Annotated in this window: 11 protein-coding genes; 1 reads left to right on the plus strand and 10 read right to left on the minus strand. The window is 45.0% G+C overall.

What is annotated here, in order from left to right; all coding sequences use genetic code 11:
• Positions 1 to 6: 6 nt before the first annotated feature.
• The 4 genes from A3860_RS35485 to A3860_RS35500 all read right to left on the minus strand — a co-directional run bounded on the left by A3860_RS35485 (position 7) and on the right by A3860_RS35500 (position 6,831).
• Entirely contained in the window at positions 7 to 3,459 is a 3,453-nt protein-coding gene (locus tag A3860_RS35485) for a TonB-dependent receptor (RefSeq protein ID WP_081155342.1), read from the minus strand.
• 158 nt (positions 3,460 to 3,617) lie between these two features.
• Entirely contained in the window at positions 3,618 to 4,844 is a 1,227-nt protein-coding gene (locus tag A3860_RS35490) for a FecR family protein (RefSeq protein WP_081155343.1), read from the minus strand.
• A 442-nt stretch (positions 4,845 to 5,286) separates the two neighbouring features.
• Complete coding sequence (locus tag A3860_RS35495) at positions 5,287 to 5,874, minus strand: RNA polymerase sigma-70 factor (protein ID WP_081155344.1); 588 nt, start codon at positions 5,872 to 5,874, stop codon at positions 5,287 to 5,289.
• Positions 5,875 to 6,378: 504 nt separating this feature from the next.
• Positions 6,379 to 6,831 (minus strand): hypothetical protein, encoded by a 453-nt coding sequence (locus A3860_RS35500; protein WP_081155345.1) that lies wholly within the window; start codon positions 6,829 to 6,831, stop codon positions 6,379 to 6,381.
• Positions 6,832 to 7,035: 204 nt separating this feature from the next.
• On the opposite strand from A3860_RS35500, the gene A3860_RS35505 reads away from it, so the two are divergent.
• On the plus strand, positions 7,036 to 7,293 hold the full coding sequence (locus tag A3860_RS35505) for a hypothetical protein (protein ID WP_081155346.1): 258 nt from the start codon (positions 7,036 to 7,038) through the stop codon (positions 7,291 to 7,293).
• 1 nt (position 7,294) lies between these two features.
• Here A3860_RS35505 and A3860_RS35510 read toward each other — a convergent pair whose 3' ends face one another.
• The 6 genes from A3860_RS35510 to A3860_RS35535 all read right to left on the minus strand — a co-directional run bounded on the left by A3860_RS35510 (position 7,295) and on the right by A3860_RS35535 (position 16,186).
• Positions 7,295 to 8,422, minus strand: a complete 1,128-nt coding sequence (locus tag A3860_RS35510; RefSeq protein WP_081155347.1) for a TIGR03364 family FAD-dependent oxidoreductase — start codon at positions 8,420 to 8,422, stop codon at positions 7,295 to 7,297.
• A 115-nt stretch (positions 8,423 to 8,537) separates the two neighbouring features.
• Positions 8,538 to 9,806, minus strand: coding sequence for a DUF5690 family protein (locus A3860_RS35515; protein WP_081155348.1), 1,269 nt, complete (start codon positions 9,804 to 9,806; stop codon positions 8,538 to 8,540).
• A 52-nt stretch (positions 9,807 to 9,858) separates the two neighbouring features.
• A complete protein-coding gene (locus tag A3860_RS35520; RefSeq protein WP_081155349.1) occupies positions 9,859 to 10,515 on the minus strand; it encodes an HAD-IA family hydrolase in 657 nt (218 codons plus the stop codon).
• 63 nt (positions 10,516 to 10,578) lie between these two features.
• Positions 10,579 to 11,154 (minus strand): HD domain-containing protein, encoded by a 576-nt coding sequence (locus A3860_RS35525; RefSeq protein WP_081155350.1) that lies wholly within the window; start codon positions 11,152 to 11,154, stop codon positions 10,579 to 10,581.
• Between the two features lie 103 nt (positions 11,155 to 11,257).
• A complete protein-coding gene (locus A3860_RS35530; RefSeq protein WP_081155351.1) occupies positions 11,258 to 12,841 on the minus strand; it encodes a SusD/RagB family nutrient-binding outer membrane lipoprotein in 1,584 nt (527 codons plus the stop codon).
• A 24-nt stretch (positions 12,842 to 12,865) separates the two neighbouring features.
• Entirely contained in the window at positions 12,866 to 16,186 is a 3,321-nt protein-coding gene (locus tag A3860_RS35535; RefSeq protein WP_081155352.1) for a SusC/RagA family TonB-linked outer membrane protein, read from the minus strand.
• Positions 16,187 to 16,210 lie beyond the last annotated feature (24 nt).

The raw sequence follows: 16,210 nt of genomic DNA on the forward strand, positions 1-16,210 counted from the left end.
AATAGGTTAAAAATTAAGGTTCAACCCAAATGAAAATGATCTTTGGTTGGGATATGCAAAAAGATTACTGCCATTTGTGTTTGAATTACCGGGGTCCAGCGCCGGATATTTTGTCCACAAAGCAAGGTTGTTGCCCTGAACATATACTTTAAGCCTGTTAAGACGCAGGCGGTCTGAGATGCGCTTCGGTACATAATATGCCAGGGATACATTACTTAACCTGATATAATCTCCGTTGAACAAATACCTGGTTGAAATACCTGAGCCACCATCAATATTATTCAATACTCTCCTGGGGTTTTTCGCATTATCACCTGTCTTTTGCCAGCGATTCAATGCATCTTTTTTCTGATTGATGTAGGGTACCTGTCCATCATTTAACAATGGATCACTTTCATAGATCTGGAATCCGTATTGATAATACAATATGGCCGACAACTCAAAATCTTTATAAAAAAAGGTATTGGTGACGGCGCCAAATGCATCTGGCTGTGGTTTGCCTGCAAATTCCTTTTTTGCAGCATTTATATTTGTATTCGGCGTGCCTGTTGAATCTATCCACATTGGTTTTCCATCTGCCTCATTCACACCTGCCCAGCGTTTCATATAAAAACTGTTAAAATTCCGTCCCTCTTCATTGCCCAATAATGTGCTGCCCACACTTGCTAAAGGCACATTGGCTTTTACCAGTTTGTTTTTATTAGTGCTCCAATTTGCAGCTAAATTCCAGCGAAAATCTTTGGTGCGAATGATTACCGTGGAAAGGGATAGCTCAACGCCCTTGTTTTCCATATCGCCAATATTGCTTAAATAACTCGAGAAGCCGGTTACAAACGCCAGATTTGTTTGGTATACGAGGTCGGAAGTTTTTCTTTTATATACATCAGCTGTAATTACAATTCGGTCTCTTAAAAATCTGGCTTCAACACCTGCATCCCAGGTAAATGTTTGTTCCCACCGGATGTCTGGATTGCCCGGTGATACCGCAGGGTTTGGATAAATAGCGGTGTTTCCTAAATAGCTGGCCACCACAAGTGGATCGTAACGGGTTATCCGGTCTATTGAAGCAGAACTACCGGCAGCGCCTATACTGCCCCTTATCTTGAAATAATTCATCCAGGCTTCAGTGCCTTTCATAAAGCGTTCTTCAGTTACAACCCAACCTGCGCCGGTTGACCAGTAGGTTCCATATTTGCGATCTTCACCAAAACGGGAGGAGCCATCCCGCCTGATACTTGAGGTCAGTAAATATTTGTTTCTGAAGCTATAATTGACCTGACCAAAATAAGACAACAGGTTTTGTTTTACTGCCAGTGAGCCGTAATCCTGTAACGCCCCGGTAAATCCATTTATGATCTGGTCAAGGTTTGGATAGGCAATGTTTTTTACACTTACATATTCTGTTTTAGTATTCAGGGTCTGGGCCTCCTGCCCTGCGAGCGCATTTATAAAATGATCGCCCCCGATTGTTTTATCGAACCTCAGTATGTTTGTTGTTATTAAATTGGCCGATCTGATATCCCTGTCCTGCAATTTCCCAATACCAATTCCCTGACCATCGACAGCGAGCCGTGGATCAATTTTTTCTTTTGCTTCAGTCAACATGAAATCCACGCCCAGGTTTGAGGTAAATTTAAAATGCTGAAGGAAGGAGACTTCTGCATACACTTTGCTTAATCCGCGATAGGATACGTTTCTGTTGATATTGTAATCAGCCGCGGCAAGTGGGTTCGAAATAGCATCAGTTTGTGTGGCACTTAACCCTGCTACATAGTTTAAAAAATAAGATCCGTCCAGCTGGCGAACGGGAAGCAGCGGAGAGGCTACATAGGGAGTACCAAGCGGCGCTGTTCCATCGGTTGTTCCTGAATAATTTTGAACAGTATAAGACAGGGCGGAATTAAGCCCCAGTTTAAACCAACTGGCTGGCCGGTTCTCAAAATTGAATCGAATTGATTTGCGGTCAAAGTTTGTTTTTTTAGCTATCCCATCCTGTTTGGTATATTCAACATTCAGATAGTAGTTTGATTTATCATTACCACCAGAAATGGAAAGTTCATTTGAAATGGTTAATGCATGATCGTTGTAGAGTTCTTTAAACCAGTTAGGCGCATTATAAAAGCTGGTATCGCCGGGGCCGTTTACAATGATGGGGAATTTAGTCGCTTTGAGTGCTGGAATATAGCTTCGTAGATCAGACAGAATTAATGATTCATCCTCATATTTTGAATTTGAATTTTTATACGCTTCAAATAACAGCTCCATGTATTCGTCCTGGTTCAATAATTCAACTTTCCCCTTTAATCTTGATGCAATATCGGTTTGATGCCGGAAGCTGAATGTCGTTTTGCCTGCTTTACCTTTTTTCGTTGTAATAATAATAACGCCGTTACTTGCTTTGGAGCCATATAAGGCAATAGCAGCCGCATCTTTTAACACAGATATAGTTTCAATATCAGAAGGGTTTAACTGCGCCATTGGATTGCTGATAGGCGTAGAAGAGGTTAAGTTCATTTGGTTGGGGTCCTGGTTTACAGGAATACCATCGACTATGATCAATGGGTTCCTTACTGTTTGACCAGCGGTTATTTCCGTAGCAGTGGCTATACCCCGCAATACAAAATTACTCAATCCCCCACCCGGCTGCCCGGTACCACTGGTAACTAATAACCCCGGTACCAATCCCTGTAACGACCTGTCAATGGAACGGTTGGGTAAACTTTGGATATCGTCGCCCTTTACCACCGTTACTGCACCTACATTCTTTCTTTGTGTTGTAGTATTATACGCTACCACCACAGCTTCATCCAGATCATCGGCATGTTGGGCTAAATCAATATTGATAAAAGTGCGCCCGCTTATTCGAATCTCCCTTGCATCATGGCTTACACTGCTCACCACCAGGGTAGCATCTTCTTCTACCTCGGGCAGGGTGAAAATACCGTCTTTGTCGGTACTGGCGCCATTGTCGGTGCCTTTGATCATGATGCTGGCGCCGGCTACAGGTACATTATTACTGGTTACCTTGCCGCGTACTGCAATTATTTTCTCAGGATTGGAAACAGAAACAGCTGCTGTTAGGGGTGCAGATGCCGGCTGTTCCTTTTTTCTTTTTACGATAATGGTTTTGTCAACAATGGCATAGCTCAACGGCTGGTTGTGGAAACAGGCGTCCAGGGCTTCTACCAGACTGGCATTTTGAAGACGGAGCGTTACTTTTACCGCACCCTGTAGCAGGGTTTCATTGTAGAAAAAGCGGTACCCGCTTTGTTTTTCGATACTTTGAAATACTTTTTGCAGCGGGGCGTTCTCCTGCCTCAGCGTAATGCCACCCCGGCCGTTTTCGGCTTTTGTTGTTGCCGGATTAAAAAGCGTTAAAAAAAGCAGCATTCCTGTACATACCAATACAGTTTTGGTCAAAATTAGACCCATACGGATGCACCAGGTCCGTAATTTCATACATTTGCGTTTTAGGTTTGATAAATAGAAATGTTCCCAACAGTTTTATTTAGAAATGACCCAACCAAACAGCCGCTTCATCTCGCACATGGAGCGGCCTTTTTATTGGTTTGGTCTTCGGTCTCTGATTAATGGCTATACTTTTTTGATATTGATACTTAATTGTGCACTATTAAGGTCTTTCCCTTCAATTCAAACTTCACTTCTGAATACTCCAGGATCTTCAGGAGCTGACTGAGGTTCACATTCCGCCCGATCTTTCCACTGAATTTGTCTTTTGGCATTCCTTCGGGGTAGCTTACTTCTATATCGTACCACCGCGCCACCTGGCGCATCATGGTGCCTATATCTGCACTTTGGAACAGGAATTCACCATTCTTCCAGGCCACTACTTCTTCCATATCGGCATCGTCCTTTACTTTCAGTCTGCCTTCTACTTCAACCTGCGCCTGTTGCCCGGGTTTCAGAATGGCTGATTGCTTTCCATTGAAAAAATCACTTTTGATCTTTACCTTTCCTTCGAGCAAGCTCGTTTTTACCAGCGCTTCATTACTATAGGCGTTTATATTAAAATGTGTACCCAACACTTCAATTTCAGTTCCGTTGCGGGCTGCTCCTTCACTTGTTGTAACCCCTACTTTAAATGGTTTGGCGGCATCCCTGGCTACTTCAAAATAAGCCTCGCCATAAATGGTTACCCTGCGGTCGTTGCCGGTAAATGCAGTAGGATAGGTTATTGAGGAAGCCGCATTCAACCAAACGCGGGTACCGTCGGGTAATTTTAGTTGAAACTGTCCACCCACCGGGGTGGCCAGCGTATTATAGGATACGGCTGCTGTTGCTTCGGATGGGGAATACATTAATTGTCCATCCTGTTTTTCAATTTGTACGGCTCCCTGTTGTGCCAGCAATCCGTTTTGCGCATTGTCGAGTACTATGGTTTTGCCATCGCTTAATTTAAGTATTGCTTTATTACCACCGGGCAATACATCGTTGGTGGTGGTTTGGGCTATTGGTGTGGTTGCTGGTTTTGGCTTTTGCTGCAACCAGAAATAAGCTACGGTGGTTAATACTGCTCCTATTGTTACCGCAGCAGCCAGGTACCTGTACTTCTTTTGATGTTGTACAGTAATAGGTATTACCGGTGTGGTTTCAGGGGTAGCTTCATCGATCTTTTTCCATACGGCTTCTTTTGATTGCTCCGCTTCATAATAGTCGATCAGTTCCCGGCGCAACGATTCATTATCTGTTAACTCTTGCAGCAATTCGCGGTTAGCAACGTTTTCGTTGGCCCACTGCTCCAACTCTATCGATTCTTCTACCGATAATTCGTTCCGCAATTGTTTAACAATAAGGGCCGCAATTCTTTTTACTACTAATGTCATTTCTATAGTTTAAGTAATAGCCTGCTTCCCCGGGAAACTCAGGCATATCAGTTTCTTAATGTTGAATGGTAATGGTAGCAATCGTAATGCAGGAAAAAGTTAAATGGCCGGTACACACGCTACCAGGATCAGGTTGGAAAAGGTTATCAAAGCGTATGTATCCTAGAAACGCGCGATTGTTATTTTGTACCAACGGGTGTACCGGAATAATTCATTACATAACAATTCGGTAATATCGAATTGGTTGTCAGGGAGATGGCTTATTGGTAGGTTTCAATTTTGCTGGCAATTACCGGGTTGGCAATTGATTATTATCAAATGAGTTTGCCAGTTTCTTAATTAATATCAATAAAAACGTTTGCTGGTATGCATGTTCCTCGCCTTTAGCTGCGATACAGGTGGTTGTCAATGATGGATGTGATAAGAAATGAATTTGCTGTTATTAAAGCATACATAAGAGGAGCAACACAAACAATTCCATATTGTAATTCGCCAATGCTACCCGCAAAATTTTTACCGCGCGGGCTTTTTGATTTCTTATGGTTTGTTCGGTAAGCGCTAACTGCCGGGCTATTTCTGCATTCTTTTTTCCTTCGAGCCAGGCCATTTTGAAGATGCGCCTGCATTGCGAAGGCAGGTTCTCTATTTCGCTATGGACCTGCTTTAATACTTCTGTTTTTATTTCGTCATTGGGAGTAGTGGGAACAGCAACTTCCTGTTGTAGTAATACATAGCCAAACTCCTGTTTATTGGCGGTTTGGCGTTGCCGGTACCGCAGGTAATCCATACAGGCATTGCGGGCCGTAATGTATAAGAAAGCTTTTATATTTTCGGCCGTGTTGAAATTGGCGCGCAGCTTCCACAGCTTTACAAATGTTTCGGCAGTAATATCCTGGGCTTCTTCCCTGTCCTCAACCAACTTTTTGATAAAGCCATATAACCGGCTATAGTGCATATTATACACGGCAGCAAACGCATCTTTGCTTCCCTGCTGAAAACCGGCAATAATGTGATGTCCCGGATTCTTCATGAACCAGTCCGTTATGAGTTGCTATTAATTTTGATCCAAAACCAATGGTTACATCACCAGGATATTGGACTTATATATAAATGTTGGTGATTGATTATGGCCGTCTGGTATTACACATTTTTCCCTCCCGTGTTGCTTATTTGGAAAGGTTTAGATCCTGCTCTGGTTTTTACTATTGACTGACAAGCAAATGGGATAGGTTTAGAATTTGAAAGCAATTCACAATTACAATCGTAGAAAGTTGTTAATGATAGCGCTCGTCAGGCGTAAGGTTTGATGTGGTAAAAATAATCAAATTTGCCATTGGTGTGTTTAAATAATTATTAACGCAGCTGCCTTATTAATACACAATGGAGTTATATACATTTTACAATATAACTACTGCTTTGTTATAGAATATCTACCAAAGCTTTACCCTCTTTAATGAGCAGACATTAAATGAGTGGTTTCTTTGAATAAATCAAAAAAGGTGAGCTGGAGATGTGAATAAATCAAACCGGAATATTACGGCAACTGGCTTTTCCTGGCCGGCATGGTGGCATATCTGCAGATACTTAACACAATACCTGCCTGTACATGAAATGCCGCGTCTCGTATGGGGATGTCCGGTATTTGACATACCGCTAACGGCTCCTGTTTATTGTGCTGGTGAACGATGAGCTTTGGATTGGGGCCAGCTACCAGATTGTAATCATACACTTCATTATTGATCTCGAGCCGGCCGCTATGGTTGCGGTGAGTGAATTTACCAAGGTCAACACCATACACATTTTTGAAGAGAATGCGGTTGGCATAGCCTGTATCTTCCAGAAAGAACACCAGGTGCTGGTCGTCAAATGTGATCCGTATCGATTGCTGTTCGGGGCTGTATTTCATTATTGCCAATACAAGGCCATCCTGTACCAGCTGAAATTCCTTAATGCCTGTTGGTGCGTTACTAATCAGGTTCCACTTCATGCAGTTAATTTAATTCGCCAAAAACCGACGCAAGGTAGCCTAATGCGAAGGTAGAGCAGTATTAAATCAACGTTATCAATTTCTTCCTGATATATGTCAGACTGTTGCAATGCTTTTGGAATCGCTTTTGCGGTAAAACTTAACATTGGAGATGTTAAGTTTCTATTATCTTTATATTAAATCCATAAATAAATATTTTCTTTCATGAGTAAGGCAAAAAAGCAAGCGGCACCAGAAAAAACGTCTAAAAAAGAACTTTCAAAAGTAGTTTTTGAAAAATTATCTGGCAGCCTGACCGATTTTCATTTAAAAGAAAAGAAACTGGAAACCCGGTTGCAGAAAGTGAGCAAACGCCTGGCCTCCGATATAGTAAAGCACCTTAAAAAAGAAACGCCAAAAAGCGAAAAGCCCGCTCCACGCAAAAAATCGGCAAAGAAAGAAAAAGCGGCTTCGGCTGAATAAACTATAAGTGGGCTGTCAACTCTTCGGCCAGCCCAAACGACAGGGTCATACCTGCCCCGCCCAATCCGTTGAAAATATACACACCTGGTTCAGGGGATTCGAACAAATAACTTTCTCCATTGGTAAGTTTTGCATATACCCCATTCCAGGTGGCGGTAACGGTGTTGCTTTTAAAGCGGGCAAAAGTTTTCAGATAATCAAGTATCAATTGATTGATAAAGGCTTTGTCGAACGGATCGGGTGATAACCCATACTCATGGGAGTCGCCCACCGTTAGTTCATACCGGCTGTTTTGCGATACCATTACATGCACCCCCCATCGCAGGTACTCGGGCAATTCCTGTTCATAACGGCGCCTCAATAACAAGATCGAGGGGGCCATGGCAAAACTTTTATAATGGATCAGCGATAACCCACCGCACAATGCGGGGCCTATTTGCCAGTTATCGGGTTGAACCCCAAAGCGCAGCATTTGCAGTTTGCACCGGGTTATGGGGCGCTGACTGAACACTTCAGGATACAGGGTCTCAAAATCGGCCCCGCTGCATATTACGATCAGGTCGGCACTGTATTGTTCGTTCAATCCCACATAAACGGCATTGTCGGCCACATAGCTCACACATTTCCCCCACAAACAATGAATGCCATAGCGTTCCTGCAACCAGGCGGGCAACCTGCTTATTGCTTCCCGTGGGTCAACAATTGCTTCTTCGGTACTATATAGCCCACCTTGTAAATTCAGGGGCACAACTGCCGGCGACCGCTCAATAACCTGTTTGGGCGTTAACAGGGTAACATTCCTTTCGGCTTTGAATTGTTCATACAGTTCCTGCAAAACCTGCCATTCGGTTTCATTATAGGCCAGGTGTAAACTACCGGTTAGGTCGCAGGGGAATGCGCCGCTAGCACTGATCTCTTTCCAGATATCCCGGCTGCGAATGGCCCGTTCATACAACCGCCCTGCTGGCTGGCCTATGGGCCATACCATCCCAAAATTCCTGACAGAGGCGCCGCTGGCCCGGTGGCCCCGGTCAATAATGGTCACTGCATATCCTTTTATGGCCAGTGCACGGGCCATTGCCAGTCCGGCTATTCCTGCACCAATTACAATCGCTGATTGATTAAACATGAAATAATTAATTTGTAATACCCCCCGGCCTCCTAAAGGGAGGAGTTGGATTTCAGGGGGATATGTTTCTTATTTTTATTCGGGATGGCTGATTGTGTTTATGGCCTCCCTGATTTCAGGCATTTTTATATTTCCTGGTAAAATACAGCCAGGAATAAACGGTTCCAGCCAAACCCGCTATTGAAAAAAATACCACACAAACCGGATAGAACTGCACCCAGCTTAGCTGTAACCTAAAGACCTCTTTTGATAATACCACAGCTGAACTGCCCAGATAGCCCCAGGCATCAACCAGGTATATTAGAAAGCCTACATTGCCGGTTATTTTAAAGGCGGCGATCAACCGCTCGAAAAACATACAGTTAAAAGGAATATATCCCATGTATAATCCCAGGCCAACCAGTTGCATCCACAACAGTCCATTCAATGCGTCGGAGATAAATAACAGGGAGGAAATTCCTGCCAGTAAAAAACCGGCGACTACTACGCCGTGAGCCGTTTGTAATGCGCGGATATTATTCCTGATGAATACCAACAGGCCCATAACGCCGAGGATCACCAATGAAATGGCTGTTTCGGTTTGGGTGAAAATGGCTGGCTTTGATCCATACCCCAGCTCATTAAATAAATTCACCATGAAATTGTCGCGCACATCGCGCATAATGGTCAGGAATAAATAAGCGACGGCCACTGAAATAACCCCGATGCCGAAACGCTTTAAGAACAGCCTGCGTTCTGTGCTGCTCATGGGTTGCCGTTGGGTTCTTTCCTGCACATCCTGTGTATCGGGCGCCGGCATTCTTTCCAGCAGATAAATAAATACGGCAAGTGGAATTAAAAAAAGCAGTCCGGTCACAAATGCGAGCCATTGCTCCCCCACTCCCCAGTAATCGCGCAACCACAAGGCTACGGAACGGGTAAAACCGCCGGCAAAAATGAAGCTGATAGCCATTATGGCGCCAATAAAGTCGGTGCCTCTTCTGCCCTCTATATAACTGAAAATAATGCCCCACATGAAGCCAAGCATAAAGCCATTTACAAACAGGCAGATCACGCCCCATGGTGCGGGCAACAGGGCAAATACGCCGAGGCTCAACCAGGCGGTCCCTATCAGTATGGCGCTTGTTTTCCAGCGCCCACGCCGGTTTAATTCTGCAATGAACCGGATGCCTGAAAATTTACTGAGCATATAACCCAGGCCCTGGCAAATGATGAGCAGGGTCTGGTATTTGATGCCGGCAAACGACAGGTTGTTGAAGGTGGCTACCGTGAACGGTTTCCGGAACGCATACACCGACGTATACGCCAAAAACGCGACCAATGCCAGTACCAGGGAAGTACTTACCTGCTTTTTACTATATGCTTGTGTTATGGGAATTAACAAGGCGATGGCTGAATTAATATTATATATATGCGTTTCAACTGCGCTCAGGATGCTATAACAGGGTGAGCAATTCGGCCAGGGTATCGATGATGCGATCGGGTTTATACAATTCCAACTCACTACGGGGGCAGGCGCCGGTGGTTACGCTTACAACAAGGCCGCAACCGGCATTGCGCCCTTCTTCCACATCTACTTTCGTATCGCCTACTTTTACTACAGTCTGGCTATCGGTTACTGCCAGTTGCTGCATGATTGTCTTTATCATAAAAGGGTACGGTCTGCCTTCGGGTACTTCATCGCTGCACACCACCATATCTATAGTTTCGGGTATGGTCCATTGTAACCGTTGCAGAATGGTATTGGTAACCGTACGGGTAAACCCGGTATTGAGCGCGATCTTAATGCCCCTTTGTTTCAATTGCTGAAAAACTGTTTCTGCGTATGGCAGCGGTTGCAGTTCCGGATCGTTCTCGTATATATGCAGCATATTGCGGGTAAACGCGTCATGGATCTGTTCTGCCAGTTCTTCGTTCTGTTGGGGCAATAGCATGCGGATGGCATCTTTTTTTCTGAATCCCATAAACTGGTTCACTGTCATTACAGGAACGTCTATATTGAACTCATTAAACGCATCGATAAATGCTTTGGCTACCAGGCCGGTATCACGAACGGTTGTTCCGGCAATATCAAATACCACTAATTGTGTCATGTTGGTGAATGGTGAATGGTCAATGGTGAATATTCTGTTGACAGTCGGGGCTCGCTATTTCCACTAGCCATTTTGCTCAAGGTGCCTGATGATCATCTCGCGGTATTTTTCCAGATCACCGGTTTCGAGGTGCTCTATTTTAGCCACATCGTCCCAGTGCCGCATTTTAATGATGAGTTCAAAAAGCGGATGTTCTTCAAATGCAATGGCTTCATCGGTTAACATGGGGCCGCCCTGGTACTCCAGTGTTTTTTTACTGGCGGCTGATAACTGTTCATAATACAGGGGATCTTTCCAGGTGAGATAGCGCTTGGCTTCTACATGCGAGGCAACCAGCCGAGCCAGCCGTTTTGAAAATCCTCTTTCGAGTAAAAAATTGGCGCCAACTTCTTCATGGTCCCTGATGCCCCAGCCATTCATGGAATTGGCAGTATGGGCCGCTTCACAAATATGCCCGATGTCGTGCAGGAAGGCGGCCAGTACCACTTCTTCTTCATATCCCTCCTGTTCTGCCAGGCGGGCTGCCTGTACCATGTGTTCTAACTGGGTCACTTTTTCCCCGGCATATTCGCTGCCACCGTATTCTTTAAACAACCCGATGATCCCGTTGGCAATGGTTGTGGCCTGTGTCGTATTCATACTGTTTTTTCGCAGATTTAAATGATTGGGTTTCAATAAGGCAGGGCTTCGAAAAGCCCCGCCGTGTAATTTGAGAAACTGCTTTACTATTTACTGTGATGGCTTACTTTATGATCCACATGACTCCATTGATGTCGTCATTACCGCTGTATTGTGTTTGCAGTGCTTTTGTATAATTGGTTGTGTTAGCCGTTTTTTCGGTTGCGGGATACTGGAAGCGCAAGGCGATACGGGCGCTGTTGCCGGTTCCGGGCCCGGTAGTGAAAGCGGGTACACCGGTACGGCGGTAGGTGAAATAGGATTCCAGTCCTGCATGACGGAACAGGGCCAGGTAACGCTGGTTAAGGATCTGCGTTAACCCGGTAGCATTGTTACCGGCATAGGTCACTGCAGCTTGTCCATAATAGGTAGCGAAGTTTGCCGGAATGGAATATTTATCATAGGCTACATTAGCGCTGCCCGGACTGCCAGACCTCAAAAAGTATGCATCGAAGGTGCTGGCTTCGGGAATATTGTAAAAGGCAAAGGAGGCTTTTATGCCTGCTATGTAATAGCTTTCTGCTGTACCCAGTGCGCCCGAGGTTGCCCAGCCCCTGTTGATGCCCTCTGCAATATTGAAACACATTTCAGCAAATCCTATCTGTATGGAGGGCTCTGCGGTATAAGTTTCATAAAAATGCCTGCGGTTGATCAATGAGTATTGTCCGCCGTTTGCTTTTATATACATGGCGCCAATATCTTCACCGGGGTTTGCACCAACATAGGCATCGTAACTGGTGGGGCTTTTTCCGGCTGTTACCAGGGCGGCGGCCGGTTCTGCCGTTACAAATACCCGTGGGTCTTTTAACTGGGTCAGCAGGCTTATATAAGTGGCTGCCGTATTATAACGCGATCCATCGAACCCAAAGGTGCCCGGGTTCATAGGATAATCATTGGTAGGGTGTACAAAGTTAAACTGCAGGTTATCGCTGGCATCTTCCATCACCGGATATTTTGTTTTGTTGGAAAGGATGCTGGCAAATTGTTGTTTAACGTTCAGGTCTGCGTCATCGGTCCTTTTGCTTAAGTGCAGCAACAGCCGGATGCGGAAGGTATTCACCAGCTTTTGCCATTTTGATAATTTATTACCATAGTAAAAATCGCCGGCCAGTGAATTATCATTGGCCGCTATTAGTTGTGCGATCTCGTTATTGGCGCTATCGAGCCACAGGATCGACTGCTGAAAGATCTTCTTTTGAGAATCGTAAACCGGGGCAAGATTGGTAGATCCCCGCAGGGCTTCGTCCATAGGCAGATCGCCCATGGCGAGGCTCATTTTTGTAAAGAAGTAGGCTTTAAAGAATTTCGCCAGTGCTTCATAAGGATTCACTGCAGCGGCGCCGCTCTTGATCGCTTCTTCTTCCATTTTTACCACGTTCTTCAGGGTGGTATAATTATTATCGCCCGATCCGAAGTCGTACCGGTTATTGCCATAATAATCGTAGTTACAGCAATAATACTGGCACCAGCGTTCCTTCATGGTTGATGGGGCATCGTACATATTGAATAATATTCCGTTCAGCAGCAGGGAAGCCGGTACCGACGAAGGTTTGTTCTCGTTCGTATTCATTTCGTCGAAGGTCTTTTTGCAACCGGTAGCAGCCAGTATTACGATTGCCAGCACAGGGATATATCGTGTGAGTTTCATTGTTACTTTTTTTGATGAGCTTAATTAAAACACAATATTCAGGTTCAAACCATAACGGCGGGTTGTAGGTGATTGCAGTACGGTAGAGCCCAGGGCGTAATTATACTGGTCAAGATCCACATCCCTGAACCGTTTGTCTTTATAGAAATAGATCAGGTTGCGGCCTATGAGCGAAATGCTGGCGCGGCTGATAAAGCTTTTCCGCAGCAATGAAGTGGGCACATCGTAGGTAATGGTAACTTCCCGCAGCTTGGCAAAGGTCTTGCTCATGAGGTTCGATTCATCGATGCCGTAATATTTACTTACATAATCCTGCACATGAGTGGTTGTTTTATTGGCTGCAAACTGCAGGTCTTTATAGTTGATGATCTTACCATCGTTGTCGAAGTTGATGGGAACGGCATTTGAAACTACCATACCCTCGCCTACATATACACCGGCAAAGCTGTTGTCGCCTGAATGTTCGTAGTCTGCTTTCCGGGCAACCCCCAGGGCGCCCTGTACGGTTTCAATGTTACGGCCGCCGCGCATGGTTTTGTTATGCATATAATCGCTGGTAGTACCGCCTACACTTCCATCGAACTGGAAGCCGAGTGTAATGCCTTTGTAAGCGATCTTGTTGTAAATGCTCCACTGATAATCGGCGTTCAGGTATCCCAGGAACTGTTTTACCGGGTTGGCCAGTGGTTTACCTGCAGCATCATTAATGATCTTGCCATCGGTGGTCTTTACAAAGGCGCTGGTGTATAATTTATCTACGCGGTCACCTTTTCTGAAGAAAGTGGCATAGATCGTTTGATCGCCCGGTAATTTCTTATATGTATCCTGATAGGTTGACCAGTTCACCATCACATCCCATGACAAGCCATTGGGCATTCTCAACGGAGAACCTGACAGTGAAAATTCATACCCCGTCTTTTGAGTTATTAAACCATTGATATAATAATAATTATAACCGGTGGCCGACGATATGGGATTGGCCAGAATGCGTGGCCCATCAACATACTGGAAAGCGGTAGCACTTAACCCCAGCCGGTTTTGCAGGAACTTCACATCAAACCCTTCTTCATAATTGGCGCGTTTGAATGTTTTGATATTGGGATCGAACAGGTTATCTGAAGCGGTAGCCGCAGTTTGATTGTTGTAGTTCTTACTGGTTGAATAAGCTGCCTGCAACGAATAATCGGGGCCGCCATAGGGCGACAAATAATTGCTGCCATAATTGAGCGGGTAATCGGTTAACGAGTTACCTGATGGTGTATGGCCAAATGCTGAGATGGTAGAGAATGGCGCCATGCCAATGGTTGATGAAGTGGCATCGCCATGCACTACCGCGTAAGAGCCTCTTACTTTCAGCATTGAAATAACCGAAGGCAGCTGTACATAATCTGAGAGTACAGACGATACAGAAACTGCGGGATAGAAATAACTGTTGTGCGCTTTAGGCAGGGCCGATGATTTATCGATACGGCCGGTTACAGAAAGGGTTGCATATTTGTCGAACGAGGCATCGAGTGAATAATATGCGCTGAGCACCCGCATGTCTGACTGAAAGCTGTTGGCCTGAACCGGATTGAGCGAATTGCTGAAGCTGTATACACCTGGCACGTTCAGGTAATCGGTAGAGGTAAAGTTTGAGTTATACGTAAATGATCGTAAGCTACCGCCTACCAAACCTGAGAGGTTCACGAACTTTTTCACATTGTAGTTATAGGACAGCAATACGTCGGTATTATTCTCGAACAAATTGCGATGATCTTCCCGGTAATCGCCCATGGCGCCTTCGCGGCTATATGGGTGCGCCGAGAAAGGCATCTTCTCTGTGCGTAACAACCCATATGTGGTGGCCTGGGTACGCGCTGTTATGTTCAGGTTATTATTGATCTTGTAATTGGCCGACACCCAGCCATACAGATCGTTTTTGTAATGTCCGCGTAACCATTTATACACCATAAACCAGGGGTTGTGATAACGCTGGTATTCGGCAAATACCGACTGTGTACCTATTTTGGAAGGATTCCAGATAGCTTTGATGTCGGGTGATTCTACATCCCAATCGGCCCCTGTCCAAATACCCACATTATAGATTAAACTATTAGGGCCATAATCCACATCAGGATAATTGGGTGTGTATTGGCGGTTATAGTTTACGTTGGCTTCAATTTTAAGCCTTGAAGAAGGATTAAACCCGCCATAGATGTTGAAGTTGGTAATATTCAACTGCATGTTGGGAATAATGCTTTGCTGGTACGAATGCGATAAGGAGAACCGGAGATTATAATTATCACCGGTTGCATTCAATGATACGTTGTTGGTTGTTTGAAAACCGGTACGCAGGAAACGGCCGAGGTTATTCTTTCCGCGGGCTACCCACGGCGTTGGTTTTATATGACCGGTATAGTCCTGGTCGTGACCGCCGGGATATGAAGTGGTATATGTTTGGCTGGCATCATATACGCCATCATATTGCGGTATTAACTGTCCTTCGAAACGGGGCCCCCAAACATCATAATCATTATCATTTTTTCCACCACCCTTTCCATCGCCAAATGCGTAGGTGGCATTTTCGCCGGGGCCGTATTCATCCTGCACCCGGGGAAAAGCCAGGAAACCTTTATCTATTGAATTGGTTGAATTGAACTCAACGGTAAAACCTTTTCTTTTACTACCTTTTTTGGTAGTGATAAGGATAGCGCCATACTGGGCCCGGCTTCCATATAAAGCTGCAGCGGCCGGCCCTTTTAATACGGTATACGATTCAATATCATCGGGACTGATGTTCCAGGTATCGGTGCTGATGGGAATACCATCGACCACATATAAGTTAATTTCATTACCACGGAGCATTACAGTTGGCTTACGTAATAATTCTGCAGAAGGACCTACCGATAAACCGGCCACTTTACCGGTTAACCCGGTAATAGGGTTCTGGTCGCGGGCTTTTACCAGGTCTTCGCCCTTTACTTCCTGCACGGCATAACCGAGTTTCCTGGTTTCCTTTTTTACACCGAGCGCCGTCACTACCACTTCACTCAGCCCCCTGCTGTTTTCATTGAGGGATACAGTAATATTATCATCACCGGTTACAGTGATCATTGTTGGTTCAAAACCTACGCCACTTAATATAAGTACATTCCCCTCCTTTGCATGGATCACAAAGGAACCGTTGGCATCGCTGGATGTTCCGTTGGAAGTACCTTTAATAAGCACGGAAATGCCGGCCAGTGGTTGGTTGTCTTTTGTTGAAACCACTTTGCCGGTAATTGGCCGTTGTGCATATAACAGGAACGGGAAAACGAGTAGCCACAAAAAAGCCGTGGCTGCTTTTACAAGGTGTTGCCTCATAAATCAGTTTTTTTGGATGAGGAG

It is taken from the genome of Niastella vici (assembly GCF_002077945.1).
Lineage (GTDB): Bacteria > Bacteroidota > Bacteroidia > Chitinophagales > Chitinophagaceae > Niastella > Niastella vici.

Coding starts and splice junctions, on each gene's coding strand:
- A3860_RS35500 (WP_081155345.1), bottom strand. CDS start 6,831: ATGAAGTGGAACCTGATTAGTAACGCACCAACAGGCATTAAGGAATTT.
- A3860_RS35485 (WP_081155342.1), bottom strand. CDS start 3,459: ATGAAATTACGGACCTGGTGCATCCGTATGGGTCTAATTTTGACCAAA.
- A3860_RS35530 (WP_081155351.1), bottom strand. CDS start 12,841: ATGAAACTCACACGATATATCCCTGTGCTGGCAATCGTAATACTGGCT.
- A3860_RS35495 (WP_081155344.1), bottom strand. CDS start 5,874: ATGAAGAATCCGGGACATCACATTATTGCCGGTTTTCAGCAGGGAAGC.
- A3860_RS35490 (WP_081155343.1), bottom strand. CDS start 4,844: ATGACATTAGTAGTAAAAAGAATTGCGGCCCTTATTGTTAAACAATTG.
- A3860_RS35505 (WP_081155346.1), top strand. CDS start 7,036: ATGAGTAAGGCAAAAAAGCAAGCGGCACCAGAAAAAACGTCTAAAAAA.
- A3860_RS35510 (WP_081155347.1), bottom strand. CDS start 8,422: ATGTTTAATCAATCAGCGATTGTAATTGGTGCAGGAATAGCCGGACTG.
- A3860_RS35520 (WP_081155349.1), bottom strand. CDS start 10,515: ATGACACAATTAGTGGTATTTGATATTGCCGGAACAACCGTTCGTGAT.
- A3860_RS35535 (WP_081155352.1), bottom strand. CDS start 16,186: ATGAGGCAACACCTTGTAAAAGCAGCCACGGCTTTTTTGTGGCTACTC.
- A3860_RS35525 (WP_081155350.1), bottom strand. CDS start 11,154: ATGAATACGACACAGGCCACAACCATTGCCAACGGGATCATCGGGTTG.